17 protein-coding genes are annotated in these 18,009 nt (G+C 70.4%); 10 read left to right on the top strand and 7 right to left on the bottom strand.

All coding sequences use genetic code 11. The annotated features are described in order from the left end of the window. Positions 1–103 precede the first annotated feature (103 nt). Entirely contained in the window at positions 104–1,108 is a 1,005-nt protein-coding gene (gene fni / locus U2P90_RS09100; RefSeq protein ID WP_322474683.1) for a type 2 isopentenyl-diphosphate Delta-isomerase, read from the top strand. 79 nt (positions 1,109–1,187) lie between these two features. On the opposite strand, the gene ruvA is transcribed toward fni, so the two are convergent. Then, entirely contained in the window at positions 1,188–1,787 is a 600-nt protein-coding gene (ruvA, locus tag U2P90_RS09105; protein WP_322471849.1) for a Holliday junction branch migration protein RuvA, read from the bottom strand. Between the two features lie 95 nt (positions 1,788–1,882). Here ruvA and U2P90_RS09110 point away from each other — a divergent pair, with 95 nt between their 5' ends. Then, a complete protein-coding gene (locus U2P90_RS09110) occupies positions 1,883–2,497 on the top strand; it encodes a GNAT family N-acetyltransferase (RefSeq protein WP_322471850.1) in 615 nt (204 codons plus the stop codon). Positions 2,498–2,503: 6 nt separating this feature from the next. Here the strand turns inward: U2P90_RS09110 and U2P90_RS09115 are convergent, their stop codons facing one another. Continuing rightward, complete coding sequence (locus U2P90_RS09115) at positions 2,504–3,721, bottom strand: MFS transporter (protein WP_322471851.1); 1,218 nt, start codon at positions 3,719–3,721, stop codon at positions 2,504–2,506. A 301-nt stretch (positions 3,722–4,022) separates the two neighbouring features. Between U2P90_RS09115 and metG the strand changes: the two genes are divergently transcribed. From metG to U2P90_RS09135, 4 genes are read left to right on the top strand one after another with little or no spacing between them, the layout of a single operon-like run. Next, positions 4,023–6,023, top strand: coding sequence for a methionine--tRNA ligase (gene metG / locus U2P90_RS09120; RefSeq protein WP_322471852.1), 2,001 nt, complete (start codon positions 4,023–4,025; stop codon positions 6,021–6,023). A 41-nt stretch (positions 6,024–6,064) separates the two neighbouring features. Then, on the top strand, positions 6,065–6,904 hold the full coding sequence (gene rapZ, locus U2P90_RS09125; RefSeq protein WP_322471853.1) for an RNase adapter RapZ: 840 nt from the start codon (positions 6,065–6,067) through the stop codon (positions 6,902–6,904). Then, entirely contained in the window at positions 6,901–8,247 is a 1,347-nt protein-coding gene (locus U2P90_RS09130; protein WP_322471854.1) for a gluconeogenesis factor YvcK family protein, read from the top strand. Before rapZ ends, U2P90_RS09130 begins: the two co-directional genes overlap by 4 nt. Positions 8,248–8,302: 55 nt before the next feature. Next, entirely contained in the window at positions 8,303–9,598 is a 1,296-nt protein-coding gene (locus U2P90_RS09135) for a glutamate-5-semialdehyde dehydrogenase (protein ID WP_322471855.1), read from the top strand. A gap of 56 nt (positions 9,599–9,654) precedes the next feature. Here the strand turns inward: U2P90_RS09135 and dxs are convergent, their stop codons facing one another. The 4 genes from dxs to U2P90_RS09155 all read right to left on the bottom strand — a co-directional run bounded on the left by dxs (position 9,655) and on the right by U2P90_RS09155 (position 14,069). Beyond that, positions 9,655–11,547: a 1-deoxy-D-xylulose-5-phosphate synthase gene (gene dxs / locus U2P90_RS09140; RefSeq protein ID WP_322471856.1), complete on the bottom strand. Its 1,893-nt coding sequence runs from the start codon at positions 11,545–11,547 to the stop codon at positions 9,655–9,657. Further along, positions 11,544–12,230: a hypothetical protein gene (locus tag U2P90_RS09145; protein ID WP_322471857.1), complete on the bottom strand. Its 687-nt coding sequence runs from the start codon at positions 12,228–12,230 to the stop codon at positions 11,544–11,546. The genes dxs and U2P90_RS09145 overlap by 4 nt, the downstream gene beginning before the upstream one ends. Positions 12,231–12,327: 97 nt before the next feature. Further along, positions 12,328–13,005: a PspA/IM30 family protein gene (locus U2P90_RS09150; RefSeq protein WP_295819975.1), complete on the bottom strand. Its 678-nt coding sequence runs from the start codon at positions 13,003–13,005 to the stop codon at positions 12,328–12,330. Positions 13,006–13,244: 239 nt separating this feature from the next. Next, positions 13,245–14,069, bottom strand: a complete 825-nt coding sequence (locus U2P90_RS09155; RefSeq protein ID WP_322471858.1) for a hypothetical protein — start codon at positions 14,067–14,069, stop codon at positions 13,245–13,247. 158 nt (positions 14,070–14,227) lie between these two features. Here U2P90_RS09155 and U2P90_RS09160 point away from each other — a divergent pair, with 158 nt between their 5' ends. From U2P90_RS09160 to U2P90_RS09175, 4 genes are all read left to right on the top strand, one after another. Further along, entirely contained in the window at positions 14,228–14,878 is a 651-nt protein-coding gene (locus tag U2P90_RS09160; RefSeq protein ID WP_295819969.1) for a TetR/AcrR family transcriptional regulator, read from the top strand. 106 nt (positions 14,879–14,984) lie between these two features. Beyond that, on the top strand, positions 14,985–15,890 hold the full coding sequence (gene purU, locus U2P90_RS09165) for a formyltetrahydrofolate deformylase (protein ID WP_295819966.1): 906 nt from the start codon (positions 14,985–14,987) through the stop codon (positions 15,888–15,890). Between the two features lie 125 nt (positions 15,891–16,015). Next, the gene (locus U2P90_RS09170) at positions 16,016–16,375 is read left to right on the top strand and encodes a hypothetical protein (RefSeq protein ID WP_322471859.1); all 360 of its coding nucleotides are present in this window, start codon (positions 16,016–16,018) and stop codon (positions 16,373–16,375) included. A gap of 25 nt (positions 16,376–16,400) precedes the next feature. Next, positions 16,401–16,844 carry a hypothetical protein gene (locus tag U2P90_RS09175; protein ID WP_322471860.1) on the top strand — a complete coding sequence of 148 codons (444 nt, stop codon included), beginning with the start codon at positions 16,401–16,403 and terminating at the stop codon, positions 16,842–16,844. Here the strand turns inward: U2P90_RS09175 and U2P90_RS09180 are convergent. Further along, positions 16,834–17,973, bottom strand: coding sequence for a semialdehyde dehydrogenase (locus U2P90_RS09180; protein WP_322471861.1), 1,140 nt, complete (start codon positions 17,971–17,973; stop codon positions 16,834–16,836). The two genes, U2P90_RS09175 and U2P90_RS09180, sit on opposite strands and share 11 nt — an antisense overlap. Between the last annotated feature and the right edge of the window lie 36 nt (positions 17,974–18,009).

Consider the following 18,009-nt stretch of genomic DNA (forward strand, 5'->3'; position numbering starts at 1 on the left):
TCGCCGTGTCATCCATACCGAGGGATATCCCACCGCCGACCCGGCACCCGGCCGGTACGCTGGGCGCGTGGACGACTCGACGGGCGGCATCCAGGCACGCAAGATGCACCACCTGCAGGCGTGTCTGGAGCCGCACAGCCAGTACCAGACGGTCACGACCGGCCTGGACGCGGTTCCCTGGCCGTACCGGGCGCTGCCCGAGGTCGATCTGGCAGCCGTGCAGCTCCAGACGACCTTCCTGGGTCGCCGGCTGGCCGCCCCCGTGCTGATCGGTGCCATGACCGGCGGGGCCGAGCGGGCACGGATCATCAACCGCAATCTGGCCACGGCCGCGCAGCGCCTGGGCATCGGCATGATGCTCGGCTCGCAGCGCGTCATGCTGGAGCGCCCGGAGGTCACAGAGACCTTCCGCGTGCGCGACGTGGCCCCGGACATCCTGCTCGTCGGGAATCTGGGGGCAGCACAGTTCGGGCTCGGCTACGGCGCGGCCGAGGCGCTCCGCGCCGTGCAGCAGGTCGGAGCCGATGCGCTGGCGATCCACGCCAATCCCCTTCAGGAGGCCATGCAGGCCGGGGGAGACACGCGCTGGCGGGGCCTGCTGGAACGCCTGTCGGACGTGGTGCCGGCGCTGCCGTTCCCGACGATCCTCAAGGAGGTCGGGCACGGCCTGGATGTCGGCACCGCCCGTGCGGCGGCGGACATCGGCTTCATGGCGCTGGACGTGGCCGGGGCCGGTGGCACCAGCTGGGCGCGGGTCGAGCAGCTCGTCCGCTACGGCACGGTGCGCTCGCCGGCCCTGTGCGAGCTGGGCATCCCAACCGCGCGGGCCCTGCGGGACGTGCGGGGCGCCCTGCCCGGCATGCCGCTGGTCGCCTCCGGCGGGATCCGCACCGGCCTGGACGCCGCCCGTGCCCTGGCACTGGGAGCGCAGGTGGTGGCCGTCGCGCGGCCCCTGCTGGAGCCGGCGCTGGAGGGCCCGGAGGCGGCCGAAGCGTGGCTGGCAAACTTCATCCACGACCTGCGGATCGCCCTGTTCGTGGGCGGCTACGACCGTGTGGACGAGGTGCGCCCGGCGCTGGACTGGCCGCTGGCGACGGCCCGGGGGTAGCGACCGCACAGGTGTGGTTCTGTGATGGTTCAGGCGGTTGCGGTCTGGCCCGTCGCGCCCTGCTCCCGCTGCTCTGGCGCTACCGCAGCCGCCCCAGGGCCCGGCGGATCAGGGCGTCGGCGGTCTGGGCCGGGTCGGTGGCGAGGAGTTCGGCCACCGCCGCCCTGACCTGCGCCTCGCGGAAGCCCAGGGCCAGCAGGGCGTCCACGGCGTCGCGTCCGGCGGTCGTGGCGACCGGGGCGGCGCGGCCCCCGGTGCTGGTGGCGGGCGCGGCCAGGTGCTCCGGCACCTTGTTCTGGAGTTCCAGCACCAGCCGCTCGGCGGTCTTCTTGCCCACGCCGCTCACGCTGGACAGCAGTTTCACGTCGCCCGAGATCAGGCCCTGGGCCAGGGCCGACACCGGCATGGCCGACAGCAGCGCCAGCCCCAGCTTCGGCCCCACGCCGCTCACGCCGGTCAACAGATCGAAGACCCGCACCGAGTCCGTGTCCAGGAATCCGAACAGCAGCTGGGCATCCTCGCGCACCACGAAACGGGTGTTCAGCTCGGCGGGCTGGCCCACCGCGAGCTTTGCCAGGGTGCCGGCCGGGCACTGCACCTCGTAGCCCACGCCGCCCGCGACGACCACGGCGCTTCCCTCGCGCACCTCGCGCACCACGCCGGACAGGTAGGCAATCATCAGGGCCGATTCTAGAGCAGCACCCCGTATGGCCGTCCGTGGTGGACGCACGCCCTCACAGCTCACGTTCGGGCGGGAGGGGCATACTGCCGGGTATGTCCATCATCCGTCCGGCACGCGAATCCGACCGCGCCGCGCTGTATTCGATCTGCCTGGAGACTGGCGACAGCGGCGAGGACGCGACCCCCCTGTATGCCGACCCGCTGCTGCTGGGGCACGTGTACGCCGGCCCCTACCTGAGCCACGCGCCGGACTTTGCCTTCGTGCTGGAGGATGATCAGGGTGTAGGCGGCTATGTGATCGGCACGCCGGACTCCCACGCCTTCGAGGACACCCTGGAGCGCGAGTGGTGGCCGGGGCTTCGGGCTCAGTACTCCGATCCGGCGCGGATTCCGTCTGACCAGCGCACCCGCGACGAGCGGATCACCGCCCTGCTGTACCACCCGCCGCGCACCCCGGATGCGCTGCTGACCGACTACCCGGCCCACCTGCATATCGATCTGCTGCCACGGGTGCAGGGCGGCGGCAACGGTCGCCGGCTGATGGTCACGCTGCTGGACGCCCTGCGGGACGCGGGGGTGCCCGGCGTCCACCTGGGGGTTGGTGACCGCAACACCCGCGCCCAGGGGTTCTACCGCCACCTGGGCTTTCAGGAACTGAGCCGTGCGCCGGGCTCCGTGACGTTCGGGATGACGCTCGGCAGACCGTGATGCCGGTCAGGCCGCCCGGCCCGCTGCAGCCACACGCCCCCGGCTAAACACGAGCAGGCCGATCCCTACGATCCCGGCCGCGCCCGCGCCCCAGACGAAGGTGTGGGCCTCCAGCCCGGCGGGCGCGGTGAGCACCACCGGGCTCAGGAACTGCCCCAGGAAGACGGCGCTGCTCATGCCGGCGGTCACGCGGCCCCGCCACGCCGGGGGCGTCAGGTCGGCCAGCCACGTGTACAGGTTGGGGAAGACCAGACCGCCGCCCAGGCCCGCCAGGATCAGCGCGGCGACGACCACGCCCAGACCCGGCGCGGCCGACATGAGTGCCCAGCCCAGCGCCACGAGCCCGAAGCCGAGTCCGGAGACCCGCCGGGGATCGAAGCGGCCCGCCGCCCGCGCATACAGCAGCGAGGTCACGGCCGAGGTCAGGGCGAAGGTGCCCAGCAGCACGCCGGTCAGGCCGGGCGAGGCGCCCAGGTTGCGCATCAGGAACGGCCCCTCCACGGGCATCAGGTAGAAGATGATCATGTACACCAGCGCCAGCGCGTAGACGACAGTGATCAAAGGCCAGCGGGGCGAGGTGGTGTCGCTGGCGTCGTTGCCGTGCAGGGCAGGTACGCCGCGCGGCAGTCGCCACACCAGCGGCAGCAGCAGCGCGGCCAGCAGGTACAGGCCGAACGGGGCCCGCCATGACCACGCGGCCAGCACGCCGCCCAGCGGGAACAACAGCGCCCCGCCGAAGCTGGAGAACGCCGCCTGCTGGCTCAGGAACCGGCCACGGGCCGGGCCGGTGAACAGGTCGTTCACCAGGGCCCCGGCGGCGGTCATGGTGCCGGCCACCGCGAGGCCCAGCACCACGCGCCCGATCAGCACGCCCCCCAGCGAGGTGGCGACCAGCCCGCTCGCGCCGCCCAGCGCGTACAGCGCCAGCGACCACAGCAGCACCGGCCGGCGGCCGTAGCGGTCGGCCAGGACGCCGCTCAGGGGCGCACTGATGGCGATGACCAGCCCCACGATGGTCAGCGACAGCTTGACCAGCAGCGCGGCATTGGGGCTGGCGGCGAAGTAGGCCTGCATGGCCGGCAGGGCCGGGGCGATGGTCGCGCCGGACATGATCGTCAGGGCCGACAGCAGCAGGATGGTCGCCTGGGTGACCCGGTCGGGCAGCGCCCTGGTCGGCGCAGCCGCGGACACGTTGGGCGCGAGGGTGGTGGCGGGAGGGGTCATGGCCGCCAGAGTAGCTTTGAAATGTCAAGTGGAACAGGTCTCAAAGCACATGTCCCGATAAGCGTTGTCGCCTAGCCGGACGTGCTGTCGCCTAGAGTGCGGCCATGATCCGCCTGCCGCGCCGCCCCATGCGAATGCCCCGGCACGCCTGACACCAGCAGGCGGGCGGCGGGGCGCACTTCCACCAGGGGTGCGCCCCGCTGCCCGCCTTGCCACCTGACGCCACGTGATCTCCAGTGCGTATCCTGTAGAGGTTGCCGGCGTGCCTCCCATCAGGGCAAGGGCCGGAAAGGACGAAGCCATGAGCGACCAGACCAGCAGTGATTCCCGATTCTTCCTCACGACCGCCATCGACTACGCCAACGGTGCTCCGCATATCGGGCACGTGTACGAGAAGATCCTCGGTGACGCGATCGCCCGCTACCAGCGCCTCGCGGGTCGCGACGTGACCTTCGTGATGGGCACCGACGAGCACGGCGAGAAGATCAGCAAGGCCGCCGCCAAGGCCGGCGTGACGCCACAGGAACTCGTGGACGACCTCTCGGAACGCGCCTTCCAGGGGCTGTGGAAGCGGCTCGAGGTCAGCCAGGATCACTTCATCCGCACGACCGATCCGCGCCACAAGAAGTTCGTGCAGCAGATCCTCCAGCGGGTGTACGACGCCGGCGACATCTACTTCGACGAGTACGAGGGTCTGTACTCGGTCGGGGCCGAGCGCTACGTGACCGAGAAGGAACTCGTGGAGGGGCCGGACGGCGTGCGCCGCTACCCCGGCGACAAGGACGCCCCGGAATTCCGACGCGAGGCGAACTACTTCTTCCGCATGGACAAGTACCAGGGCTGGCTGCAGCAGTACCTGACCGATCACCCGGAGCTGATCCAGCCCGCCGGCTACCGCAATGAGGTGCTGGAGATGCTCAAGGAGCCGATCGGGCCGCTGAGCATCAGCCGCCCCAAGAGCCGCGTGCCGTGGGGCATCGAGCTGCCGTGGGACGCCGACCACGTGACCTACGTGTGGTTCGACGCACTGCTGAGCTACCTCACGCCGCTGGTCAGCCAGGGGATCGACCCGGCCACCGTCAGCGGGCAGGCGTGGCACGTGATCGGCAAGGACATCCTCAAGCCGCATGCGGTCTTCTGGCCGACCATGCTGCACGCCGCCGGGCTGCCGGTGTACCGCCGCCTGGTCGTCCACAGCCACATCCTGGCCGAGGACGGACGCAAGATGGGCAAGTCGCTCGGCAACGCCATCGATCCCGAGCAGCTGGTGCGCAGCTACCCGGTCGATGCCGTGCGCTACACGATCCTGCGGGAAGCGTCCCTGAGCGCCGACAGCCCCTACGGCGAGGGCATTCTGGTCGCCCGCCTGAACAGCGACCTTGCCAACGACCTGGGCAACCTGCTGTCGCGCACGGTCAGCATGATCCAGAAGTACCGGGGCGGCGTGATTCCCGCCGCGCACGAGCTGACCGAGCGCGAGCGCGAGATCGAGGCGGCGGCCCTGGCCCTGCCCGGTCAGATCCTGGCGCTGGTCGACGACCTGAAGATCAACATGGCGATTGAGGCGGCCATGAACTTCGTGCGCGACCTGAACCGCTACATCGCCGAGAGTGCGCCGTGGAACCTCGCCAAGAGTGACGACACCCAGCGCCGCCTGGACACCGTGCTGTACACCGCCGCCGAGGGCCTGCGCGTGGCCTCGGTCGCGCTGGAGGCCGTGATTCCGGTCAAGGCCCGTGAACTGCGCGCCCAGCTCGGTCTGGGCGGACAGAGTTATGCCCTGCACGGGGCCTGGGGCCTCACGCCCGCCGGGACGAAGGTGCTGGGCGGCGCGATCCTCTTCCCCAAACCCGAGACCGAGGGCACGCCGACCGCTGCCGCTCCCGCCGCTCCCCGCAAGGACAAACCTGTCATGACCCAGAGTGCTCCCCCCCCTGCCGCCCCGGTTGCGAGCGCCACGCCCGCCGCCGGCGAGGCCCTGATCTCCATCGACGACTTCGCCCGCATCGACCTGCGCGTCGTGGAGGTCGTCGCCGCCGAGGCCGTCGAGAAGGCCGACAAGCTCCTGAAGCTGACCGTGAAGCTCGGCGACGAGACGCGCACCGTGGTGAGCGGCATCCGCAAGTGGTTCGAGCCGGAGGCGCTGGTCGGCCGCAAGGTCATCCTGGTCGCCAACCTGAAGCCCGCCAAGCTGCGCGGTATCGAGTCGCAGGGCATGATCCTAGCCGCCGAGGACGACGCCGGGAACCTGGATCTGGTCGGTCTGGGCCTGGATCTGCCCAGCGGCACCAAGGTGCGGTGACCACGCCGCCATCAGGCCGCGCCGGGGCGTACACTGGCCCCATGCCATTCGTGGTGGTGTCCGGACTGTCGGGCAGCGGCAAGAGCACCGTGCTGCGCACCCTGGAGGACGCCGGTTTCTTCACGACCGACAACCTCCCGCCCGAGCTGTGGGGCACCCTGCACGATCTGGCGCGGGCACGTGGGCTGTCGCGGATTGCCGTCACGACTGACGCCCGCACCCGCGAGTTCCTGGGCGCGCTGGAAGACAGCTACGTCCGGCTGTCGCGCCGAGAGGAGCACCTGCGCGTCCTGTTCCTGGAGGCCGACGCCGACGTCCTGATCAACCGCTACAACTTCACGCGCCGCGAGCATCCGCTGGGCGACACGCTGCTGGTGGATTTCGCCCGCGAACGCGACCTGCTCGCGCCGCTGCGGGCCCTGGCCGACACGGTGATCGACACGACCACCCTCAGTGCCCGTGACCTGTCCGAGCGGGTGCTGAAGCTGCTGCGGCTGGATCACGACTTCCGCCTGCGGCTGATGTCCTTCGGCTTCAAGCACAGCCCCCCCCGCGACGTGGATCTGGTGCTGGACGTGCGCACCCTCCCCAATCCGTACTACGACCCAGAACTGCGTCCGAAGACCGGTCTCGACCCGGCCGTGGCGGCCTACGCCTTCCAGGGCGAGGACTCCGAGGCCTTCTACCGGGATCTGCGCGACTTCGTGCGATCGGCGGCCGAGCGGGCCCGCGCGGCTGGTCGCCACGGCTACACGGTGGGCATCGGCTGCACCGGCGGGCAGCACCGCAGTGTGGCGGTGACCGCCCGGCTGGTCAATGACCTGGCCGACCTGAACCCCCAGGTGACCGATCACCGCGATATGCGTGAGGATCTGGGGTGAGTGATCCGCCGCTGCCCCGGACCGGGACACGGCGCACCGAGGCCCTGGCCCGCGGTGAACATGTCCGCCGCCGCGCCCGCGTGTGGATGGCCCCCGGGATCGGCGTCAAGCGCTGGCTGGCGCTGTTCATCGTGTGTACGGCCGTCGGTGCGGTCGGCTTCCTGCATTTCACGTGGACCGGGCCGCTGCACTTCATCGCCACCCGGTGGATCCTGTGGCTCAACGCGCTGATCTCGCCGGAAGTGCTGCCGCTGTACGTGGTGGGCGTCGCGGTGACGGCCCTGGCGCTGATCGGGGCGCTGTGGAGCATCTTCATGCTCAACCGCACCATGCTGGTCGGGGCGGGCAGTGGCCCCGGCCTCGCGGTGGACATGATCCTGGAACAGCGCAACCTGTCGCGGGGCCCGCGCATCGTCGCGGTGGGGGGCGGCACGGGGCTGTCGAACCTGCTCAGTGGCCTGCGCGGGTACTCCAGCAACATCACGGCGGTCGTGGCGGTCTCGGATGACGGCGGCTCCAGCGGTCGCCTGCGCGAGTCGCTCCAGATGATCGCCCCCGGCGACCTGACCGACTGCTACGCCGCCCTGAGCGACAGTCCGGTCATGGCCCGCCTGCTGCTCCACCGCTTCCAGCGCGGCGACGGCATCGAGGGCCACACCTTCGGGAACCTGATGCTCGCCACCCTCTCCGAGGAACAGGGCGGCCTGGGCGAGGCCATGAAGGACATCCACGAGGTGCTGCGCATCCGGGGTCGGGTGTACCCGGCATCCACCCACCCCACCACGCTGGTCGCCACGCTGGACGACGGCCGCGAGATCCGGGGCGAGAGCCGGTTCGCGGCGCAGGTCGGCGCGGCCCGGATCACCCGTGTGCGGCTCGACCCGCCGGAGCTGCCGGCCCTGCCGGACGTGCTCGAGGCGATCCACGAGGCCGGACAGATCGTGCTGGGGCCGGGGAGCCTCTTTACCTCGATCATCCCGGCGCTGCTGGTGCCGCAGATCGCCCGGGCCATAAGACAGTCGCCCGCGCCGCTGGTGTATGTCGCCAGCCTGATGACTGAACCCGGCGAGACCGACAACCTGACCCTGGAGGAGCACGTCATGGCGATCACCGCGCACCTGGGCCGTACCCCGGACCGGGTGCTCGTGAACACGGCCAGCCCCCCGGACGAGGTCATGCAGCGCTATGCCGAGGCCGGGGCCCACCTGCTCGATCTGCACGGCGCCAGCCACGATCTGCGCGGACGCGTGACCCAGCTGCCCCTGCTGCAACCCGGTCAGGCCCGCCACGACCCCGAGGCCCTGGCCCAGGCCCTGATGGGCCTGCCGAGTCGCCCCACCTGACGCCTGCCTACGCCGCCGCACGCTGCGCGGCCTGCGCCGCTGCTACGCTCTGGGCATGACGGCCCTGGACGAACGTGCCCCGCAGACCAGCATCCGCGATCTCGGTGTCCGTGCCCGCGCTGCCGGCCGGGTGCTGCGGTCGCTGCCCACGGAGCGCAAGGTCGCCGCACTGCACGCCATCGCTGCCGGCCTGCGCGACCACCACGCCGAGATCCTGACCGCCAACGCGCGGGATGTCGAGGCGGCGGTCGCCAGCGGTCTGCCCGAGGCCATGGTCGCCCGCCTGAAGCTCGATGCGCGTGCCCTGGAGACCATCGCGGCCGATGTCCTGGCCGTGTCGCGCCTGCCCGATCCGGTGGGGGAGACCACGCCCGAGGCCACGCAGCCCAGCGGGATCCGCGTGTCGACCCGGCGCGTGCCGCTGGGCGTGCTGGGCGTCATCTACGAGTCGCGCCCGAACGTCACGGTGGATGTGGCCGCGCTGGGCGTCATGAGCGGCAACGCCGTGATCCTGCGCGGCGGCAAGGAGACGATCCACTCGAACGCCGCACTGGGCGACGTGGTGGCGGCGGCCCTCGCCTCGGTGGGTCTGCCGCCCACGGCCGTGCAGGTGATCCGCGACCCGGCCCGCGAGCGCGTGCTGGAGCTGCTGAAACTCGATGATCTGGTCGATGCGATCATCCCGCGTGGCGGGGCGGGCCTGCACCGCTTCTGCGTCGAGAACGCCACCGTGCCGGTCATCGTCGGCGGGATCGGCGTGGTGCACCTCTACCTCGATCACTCGTTCACCCACACCGCCGAGGACGTGCAGACCGCCGTACAGATCATCCGCAACGCCAAGGTGCAGAAGCCCAGCGCGTGCAATGCCCTGGACACCCTGCTGATCGACCGGGCCGCCCTGGACAGCCTGCCGGAGATCGCCCGCGACCTCGCCGCGCACGGCGTCACGCTGCGGGCCGATGCCGAGTCGCAGGCGGTGCTGGATGCCGCCGGCCTTCCCGCCCAGCCTGCGCAGGACGCCGATTTCGGCACGGAATTCCTCGCCCTGACCGCCAGCATCAAGGTCGTTGCTGACCTCGACGAGGCCCTGGACTTCATCGCCGCGCATGGCAACCACACCGACGTGATCCTGAGTCGCGACCCCGCCCAGACCGAGCGCTTCGTGCAGGACGTGGACAGCGCGGCCGTGGTCGTGAACGCCAGCCCCCGCTTCAACGATGGCGGTCAGCTGGGCCTGGGGGCCGAGGTGGCGATCAGCACCCAGAAGCTGCACGCCCGTGGCCCGATGGCCCTGCGCGAGCTGACCACGACGAAGTGGGTCGTGGTGGGGAACGGGCAGGTCAGGGGATAGGAGATAGAGGATGGAGGATAGGTGGTAGACCCATCCTCCATCCTCTGCGTCCTGGGTTACACGCCCAGCGGCACGTCTACCCCGAGTTCAGCCAGCACCGTGCGGATGGCGGGCGCGTCGATGCCGGCGCGGGCGTGCACGCTGTCCACGGTGGCGTGTTCCTGAAACTCGTCCGGGATGCCCAGCACGCGGACGGGCACGGTCAGGCCCCAGGCGTTCAGGGCCTCCAGCACGGCGCTGCCAAATCCCCCGACGACGGTGTTGTCCTCGACGGTGACGATGGCGCGGGCGCTGCCAGCGATCTCGCGCAGCATGGCGTCGTCGAGCGGCTTGACGAAACGGGCGTTCACGACCCCCACGCCGGGCAGGTCGGCGGCGGCCTTCTGGGCGTATTCCAGGCCCTTGCCACCCGCCAGGATGACCACGTCGTCGCCGGACTTCACGCGCTCCCACGTGCCCCACGCCAGGGTGGGCCAGGTGCCCTCCGGGACGCGTTCGGTGGTGCCGCGCGGGTAACGGATGGCGAAGGGGCCGGAGTGCTCCTGGGCGTACTTCAGCATGCCGCGCAGTTCTGTGGCGTCCTTCGGCAGGCCGATCCGCACGCCGGGAATCGACCGCAGGAAGCTGAGGTCGAACACGCCGTTGTGGGTGGCTCCATCGGCCCCGACGATACCGGCCCGGTCGATGGCGAACGTCACGTTCAGGTGCTCGATGGCGACGTCGTGCAGCACCTGGTCGTAGGCGCGCTGCAGGAAGGTGGAATAGATCGCCACGACGGGCCGCAGGCCCTGGAGGGCCATCCCGGCGGCGGCCGTCACGGCGACCTCCTCGGCGATGCCGACATCCAGATAGCGGTGCGGGTGGGCCTTGCTGTAGCCGACCAGCCCGCTGCCCTCACGCATGGCGGGCGTGATCACGAAGGTGCGCGGGTCGAGTTTCGCCAGTTCCGTGACCGCATCCCCGAAGGCGTTGCTCCACGAGTACGCATTGCTGGGCACGAAGTCCCCGGTCTCCGGGTCGAACTTGCCCGGGCCGTGCCAGTAGATCGGATCGGCCTCGGCGTAGCTCAGGCCCTTGCCCTTCTTGGTGACCACATGCAGGATCGTCGGCCCGTCGAGCTCCACCAGCCGTTCGAGCAGCCACACGAGTTCCTGCACGTTGTGCCCGTCGACCGGCCCAACGTAGCGCACGCCCATGGTGGCAAAGGGATTCACGCTGGCCGGGTCGAAGAAGTGCCGGGTGCTGCTCTTGGCGCGGCTCATGAAGTTGGCGAGCGGGCGGCTCACCGCCTGCATGGCCTTCTTGCCTGCCCCCTCGCCCTCCTGGAACCACTTCTGCACCTGCAGGCCACGCATGAACTTGTTCATGGCCCCTACGTTCTCCGAGATGCTCATCTCGTTGTCGTTCAGGATGATCAGCATCTTGCGCTGCGTGTCGCCGATGGTGTTCAGGGCGGCCAGCGCCATGCCGCCGGTCAGGCTGCCGTCGCCGATCACGGCGGCCACGTGGTAGTCCTGCCCCAGGGCGTCCCGGGCCATCGCCATGCCCAGGGCGTTCGCCAGGCTGGTGCTGGCGTGCCCCACCGTGATCGCATCGTGTGGGGACTCGCTGACCTTGGTGAACCCCGAGAGGCCGCCCTCTTTTTTCACCGTGGCCATCTGCTCGCGGCGCCCGGTGAGCATTTTGTGCGCGTAGGCCTGGTGCCCCACGTCGAACAGGATGCGGTCACGTGGCGACTGCAAGACGTAATGCAGCGCCACGATCACATCGGTTGCCCCCAGCGAGGACGCCAGGTGCAGACCGCCCACCGAGCACACCCGCACGATCTCATCGCGGAGCTCCTGCGCCAGCTGTGGCAGCTGCTCGCGTTTCAGGGTCTTGAGGTCGTCCGGCGAGTTCACCGCGTCGAGCAGGCGCTGCGGAACGGGGACGAGGTCGCTGGATGTCATGGTTGTCCTCCGGGACGGGCCGCGAAGTTCCGTGCCGTGAGCAGCAGACCCTCGGGGGTGCGGATCTCGCCCACGAAGGGCGTGAACCAGAGCTGCTGCGTGGCGGGAAACAGGCCGCCCAGGGTGTCGCGGATCTGGCGGGTCACGACCCATACCGTGAAGGTGCCGCCTGGCACCTGGACGGATCGGCGATCCTGCACCAGATAGCGGTACGTCAGGGTGCCCTGACCCTGTACGGTGCCGTCGTCGGCGCGGATCGTCACCTCGCTCTGGCCCTCCCACGTCAGGCCGACCCGCCACGCCGATTCGGACGGATACTCCAGCCACGGCGGCGTGAGCTGCACGTTCACACCAGGCTTGACTAGTCCGTGCAGGTGAACGCCGTCCGCGTCGTAGGTGCGGTACCACGTCTGTGCGGCCCCGCGTCCCGTGAGTTGCGTGGCCTGCACCGGCTGCGCGCCGTACACCGTTGCCCCCTGGGTAGTGAGCGTGTACGGCACGCCGCCGCTCGCCTCGCCCTCGGGCTGGTACGTCCAGGACAGGCCCGTCTGGTGTGGGTAGAACGACACGCCGGTCACCGGGGTGGAACTCTGCACCGTGGGCGGCACAGCCGTGCGCGGCGTACACGCCCACAGCAGTGGAGCGAGCAGCGCCGCGCGCAGAAACAGGGGAGAGCCGGACATGGAAGGTAGCTTAACGGGCCGCATTCGCCTCATTCTGTCAGGAAACATGAAGTTGCCCTGACAGAGCGCCGGGTGCGCGCACCGCCCACCACCGTTCTCAGCGGTCGTTCGCCGGCCCCTGCACCTTGGCCTTCAGCGCCGCCATGGCGTCCTCCAGGGCCTGTTCGCGGCCCAGATCCTTGAGCTGCGCATCGATGTCCCCCTCCTTGCGCAGTTCCTGTGACGCGCGGTTGCGGTCTTCCATGCCCGCAACCTTCTGCTCCATCTCCTCGAAGGCGTCCATCGCGCCGCCGGCCTTGTCGAAACCCGACACCCGGTCGAGGGTCGCGCCAGCCTGCGCGGTCTTCTGCCGGGCCGCCAGCAGCGACTTCTTCGATTCCATCTCGTCGATCTTGGCTTCCAGGGCCCGCAGCTGGGTCTTGAGCTGGTCGATCGTCGTGGTCTGGATCGTGCGCTGCTCCTCGAAGCCGGCCGCCAGATCCTTGGTGTTCTGTGAGCGGCGCAGGGCCTCGCGGGCCAGCTCCTCGTTGCCGCCGCGCAGGGCTTCCTCGGCTTTCTTGGCGTACTCGTCGCTCATGCGGCGGTTGGTGGTGGCCTCGCGCTCCAGCTTCGCGGCCTGTGCCATGGCCTCGGCCACCTCGGCGCGGGCCTCACCGTACGCACCGCGCATGTCCCGCAGCGCCTGCTCGATGATCAGGCCCGGATCCTCGGCCCTGGAGATCAGGTCGTTCACGTTGGCGCGCAGCAGTCGGGACAGTCGGTCAAGGATGCTCATGGTGGTTCCTCCTGAGAAGTGGCGCGGCGGCTGCGGCCGGCCCACCGTGCCGGGGATGGGCCGCAGTTCCTGCTGTCCACACTACGCGCCCGTGCTGGCCTGGGTTGCAGGATCGTCCCGGCACCAGCTTCATCCAGGGCCCTGCCTGGACATCATCCGGGCGCACAGATCAGACCACGTGGCGGATGCCAGACCAGCCAGGACAGTGCCGGGTGGTCTGGCATCCGCCGAGATCCGGGTCAGAAGACGATTGGCTTGAGGCCGACACTCTCGGTGCCACACGCGACGGTCATGTCCTTGCCGGCCGGCGTGACGGTGCAGCCCAGTGCCCGCAGTCCCGACACGGGGAAGATCAGGTTGCGGCCGTCGGTCGCAGGCGCGAGCGGCAGTTCCACGCTGCCCTGGTCGGTCTGGGCCTTGCGTTGCCCGACCGTCACGGTCAGCGCCGGCTGGTCGACCACACTCAGGCGGAAGCGGCCGCTGCCCAGGGGCGTGACCTTCACGACCCCGGCCAGGTCACTGCCCAGCACGTACGGCTGGCCGCGCGTCACGCCGGCGGGCACCCCGGGTGCGGGTGCTGCGGCCCGCACCTGCACGGCGTCCACCACGACCAGCGATTCGTGGTCGGCCAGGGCGCTCAGCAGGACGAAGGCGTTCACCGGCTGCCCGACCTTCGCGGTCACCAGCAGCGTGCTGGCCTTCCCGGTCGTCTTCCACTCACCGGCCGCCCGTCCGGCCAGCCGGCCCCGGATCAGGGGCCGCAGCGTGGACGCGCCGCTCTTCACGTACAGACACACGGCGCTGGCACTGAGCTTCAGGGCGGCCGGGCACGTCACGATCTGTCCCCGGGCGGCCGCACTGATGTCCACCGCCACGGCGCTGACTGCCTGCGTGGTCGTGCCCGCCACCCGTGCCGGAGTGGTCGGCGGTGTGGCCGGCGCCAGCGCCGTGGAGGCCGGTGCGGGAGTTCCCTGGGCGGCCGCGTGCGGCCCGCCCAGCGCCAGGGAACTCAGGGCCAGGGTGATCAGCAGGGAGCGGTGGGTGGCGGAGACAGGAAGGGCCATATCACGGCATGCTATGCGCCCCGCATGAGCGGTGACTTTGAAGCCTGAGCACCTGGGTGTGCCTGGGAGGGCCTGGCGTGTCCGGTGCGTCCCGGCGAGGCTGGTGGCGTGAAGACATTCACAGCGCCGACGTGTGCGCCCAGCTATCGTCTGAACTGATGGTCAGTGCCCCCAACCGCCCCGCCCGCGCCCGCAGCGCCGCCGAAAAGACCCAACGCCGGGACGACATCCTCCGGGCCGCCGAGCGCCTGTGGAATACGTCCACCTACACCGATCTGAGCATGAACCACGTGGCCCGCGAGGCCCAGCTGGCCAAGGGCACCCTGTACCTGTATTTCGATACCAAGGAAGAACTGTTTCTAGCGCTGGTCAGTGAGCACCTCCAGACCTGGATCAACGACACCATCCGTCTGCTTCAGGAGCGCCGGCCGGTCACGCCCGCTGCCGTGGCGGACGCCCTGCTGGACGCCAGCTCGGATGTCGTGCCCCTGCGGCGCCTGATGCTGCTGCTGGGCACCGTGCTGGAGCGCAATGTCCGGCCGGAGCTGACCCGCGACTTCCGCCGTGACGTGACCGCACGCGTCCAGATGCTGATCTCTCACCTGCCCTTCAGCGACACCATGAGCCTGAAGATCCTGCGGCACCTCTACGCCCTGGCGATCGGCTGGCAGCACCTGGCCGAGGAGTTCACGACATCGGCCACGGACGCCGTGGCCGCGCCCGGCCCGGATCCGTATGCCGCCGACTTCGAACTGGCCATGCGAGCGGTGATCGACCGGCTGGCCGCCCAGGACACCGCCCGCCGCTGATCCCCGCGCCCCCTGATCTCGCGGGCCGGGCATGGCCACTGGGGCCGCGGCACCGTCCCGCCGCCGAGACGCCGTACCGGGCCACGTTGCTGCGTATCCTCTGGGGATGACCGGATCCGCCCCCATCTCCGCGCCCGATGCCCTGCCTCTCGATCCGCTCAACACGGCCACGCTGACGATCGCGTGCCCGGATCGCAAGGGCATCGTGGCGGCCGTGTCGGTGTTCCTGCACAACCACGGCGCGAACATCATCCACAGTGACCAGCACAGCACCGATCCGGTCGGCGGCACCTTCTTCATGCGCATGGAGTTTCATCTCGACGGCCTCGATCTGGCGCGCGAGCCCTTCGAGAAGGCCTTCGGCGAGGTGGTGGCTGAGCCCTTCGGCATGGACTGGACGCTCACCTACCGGTCGCAGCCCCGGCGCATGGCGATCCTGGTCAGCCGGTATGACCACTGCTTCCTGGACCTGCTGTGGCGCAAGCGGCGGGGTGAACTGCACGTCGAGATTCCGCTGATCATCTCCAACCACGAGGATCTGCGCCGCGACGCCGAGATGTTCGGCATTCCCTTCCATGTCGTGCCGGTCACGAAGGAGAACAAGGCCGAGGCCGAGGCCGAACAGGTGCGGCTGCTGCACGGGGCGGGCGCGGACTTCGCCGTGCTGGCGCGGTACATGCAGATCCTGTCCGGGGATTTCCTGCGGGGCTTCGGGCGGCCGGTGATCAACATCCACCACTCGTTCCTGCCGGCCTTCGTGGGGGCCAATCCGTACCGCGCCGCCTTCAACCGGGGCGTCAAGCTGATCGGTGCGACCAGCCACTACGTCACCGAGGAACTGGATGCCGGGCCGATCATCGCGCAGGACGTCATCCCGGTCACGCACCGCGAGACGCCGGACTCGCTGATGCGGATGGGACGTGATGTCGAACGGCAGGTGCTGGCCCGTGCCGTGAAGGCCCATGTGGACGATCGCGTGCTCGTGCATGGCAACAAGACGGTCGTGTTCTGAGCAGCACCTCCGGATCCGCCGAGACCCCGGAGCGCGCGGCTCTCCTGACCGAGGGAGACCGCCTGTCGCGCGAACTGGCCCAGACGCTGCATGTCACGCTCGGGGGGCAGGAGCGTGTGATCCTGTTGGGCCGTTCACTGGTCGTGAACCTGATCCCGGCCGTTCAGGAGACGCTGGAGGTCATCAGCCGGCGGGCCGGGCGGCCCCTGCACGCGCCGCTGGTCGTGGACGAGCGGGGCCGCCCGGTGCTGCAGATCGTGACCGCTGACGGCGTGGTCGGGCGAGTCCTGCCCGCCGACGATGTGGTGCGCGACCTGCTGTATGTCCGGGGCCGCCTGGAGCCGACGGTGCACGCCCACCTGCAGGACGGACTGACCGGGGACGAGCACCACGCGACCCGCTGCCTGGTGGCGTGCCTGCGCAGCCGGGCGGTGCTGAGCGCCCTGCAGCGGCTGGTGGCCGGCCTGCTGCGGGCTCCGACGTGAGGATGAGACCCGCTACACTGTTCTCATGGCGACCGTGTACGCAGTGCTGCTGACCCTGCACAACATCAACCGCTGGCTGGTGCTGGTGACCGGCGTGTGGACGCTGATCCGCGCCGTGCCGGGCATCCGCCGCCGCTCACCGTTCACGCCGGCTGACCGGCGTCCGCTGACCGCGTTCACCGGCACGGTGCACCTGCAGCTGATCCTGGGCCTCCTGCTGTACGCCTTCCTGGGCATGCAGGGAGCGCCCGTCTTTGCCGGTGCTTCCAATGTGGGGTTCCAGTGGCAGCACCTGGGTCTCGGGGTTCTGGCGGCGATCACGGCCACCGTGGGGTCGGCCCTGAGCCGCCGCACGCCTACGGATCAGGGCAAGTTCCGCGTGGCGACGACGTGGACGGCGGTAACCCTGCTGCTGGTGCTGCTGCTGATCCCGTGGTGGCGACCCCTGGTGCGCCTGTTCACGGTGTAGTGCTCGCCAGCGGCAGGGCGGGCCAGGTGCCGGTGCCCCGCCGGGTCTGTTCTCGCCGATCGGCCCCTGCCGGCGTGTCCTGCTCGAAGCGCCGGTTCAGGGTGACCGGTGTGCCGAAGGACTGCGGCGCGGCTGGAGCGAAGCCCAGCCGGGAAAAGCGCGCAGCGAGGTTCAGCATGGTCTGGGCCTGTCCCGGGGTCGGGTCGCCCAGCGCGAAATGACCCTCGTGTCCCGACAGGCCCAGCAGCAGCGTCTCGGCCAGACACGTGGGCAGGGTCGTGTCGCGGCCGGGATGGCGGATGCCGGGCACACCTGCCTGAGGGGCATCCACGATCCGGATGTCCGGTCGGTCGAGCAGCAGCTGCGGCCAGAACACGCGGGGACTGGCGGCGTCGAGCACGGTGGCGTCTGGCCCCAGGTGGGCCGCGCGCAGCCCGGACGCCGCCGGACCCAGCACGACCACCAGGCCGCATGTGTGCACATGGAGCAGCTCGGCCGTGGTCTGCGCCCGGCCCGTCGCCACGGTGGCCTGCAGCTCGCGTGGCGGACGCTCGTGGGGGTCGACCAGCAGCAGCGGGTGTGCCGTGTGGCGGGCGAGCAGCGTCGCCACGCCCTGACCGATCCCTGTGCCCGCCCCGACCACCGCGATCCGGGTCTGCGCCGCGCAGTGCCTCAGGACGCGCTGGATCAGCATGAATGTCAGCGCAGCCGTGTAGGCACCACCGGTCGTGACCCCCACGTCCTCCATGCCGCACAGTGCCCTGCCGTACGCGGTGGCCTGCGCCATCCGGCCCCCCAGGCCCACCGTGCGGGCACCGAGGGCCTGGGCGCGGCCGACCGCCCGCAGGATCGTCCGGGTCGCGCGGGCGGAACCGGCCCGCAGCTCGGCCTCGGTCAGGGGCAGCGTGATCACCCAGCCGGCCGGGCGCTCCGGGTTGTCCTCGGAGCGCAGGGTGGCGGTCACGGACGGGCGCAGGGGCAGGTGGCCCAGCGCGTGCTGTGGTAGCCACCCCAGCGGCCCTGGCGGTCGCCCCAGGCCGTGCGCCGCGTCGGCACCGGGGTACGTGAGATACGCGACCGGGTGCCGAGCCCGGTACGTCGGTGCTGCCGCTGTCCCTTCCCTGGTCATGCCGGCAGTGTGCGCCGGTGACCATGATCGCAGCGT

The sequence above is a fragment of the Deinococcus sp. AB2017081 genome, from assembly GCF_034440735.1.
GTDB classification, from domain to species: domain Bacteria; phylum Deinococcota; class Deinococci; order Deinococcales; family Deinococcaceae; genus Deinococcus; species Deinococcus rufus.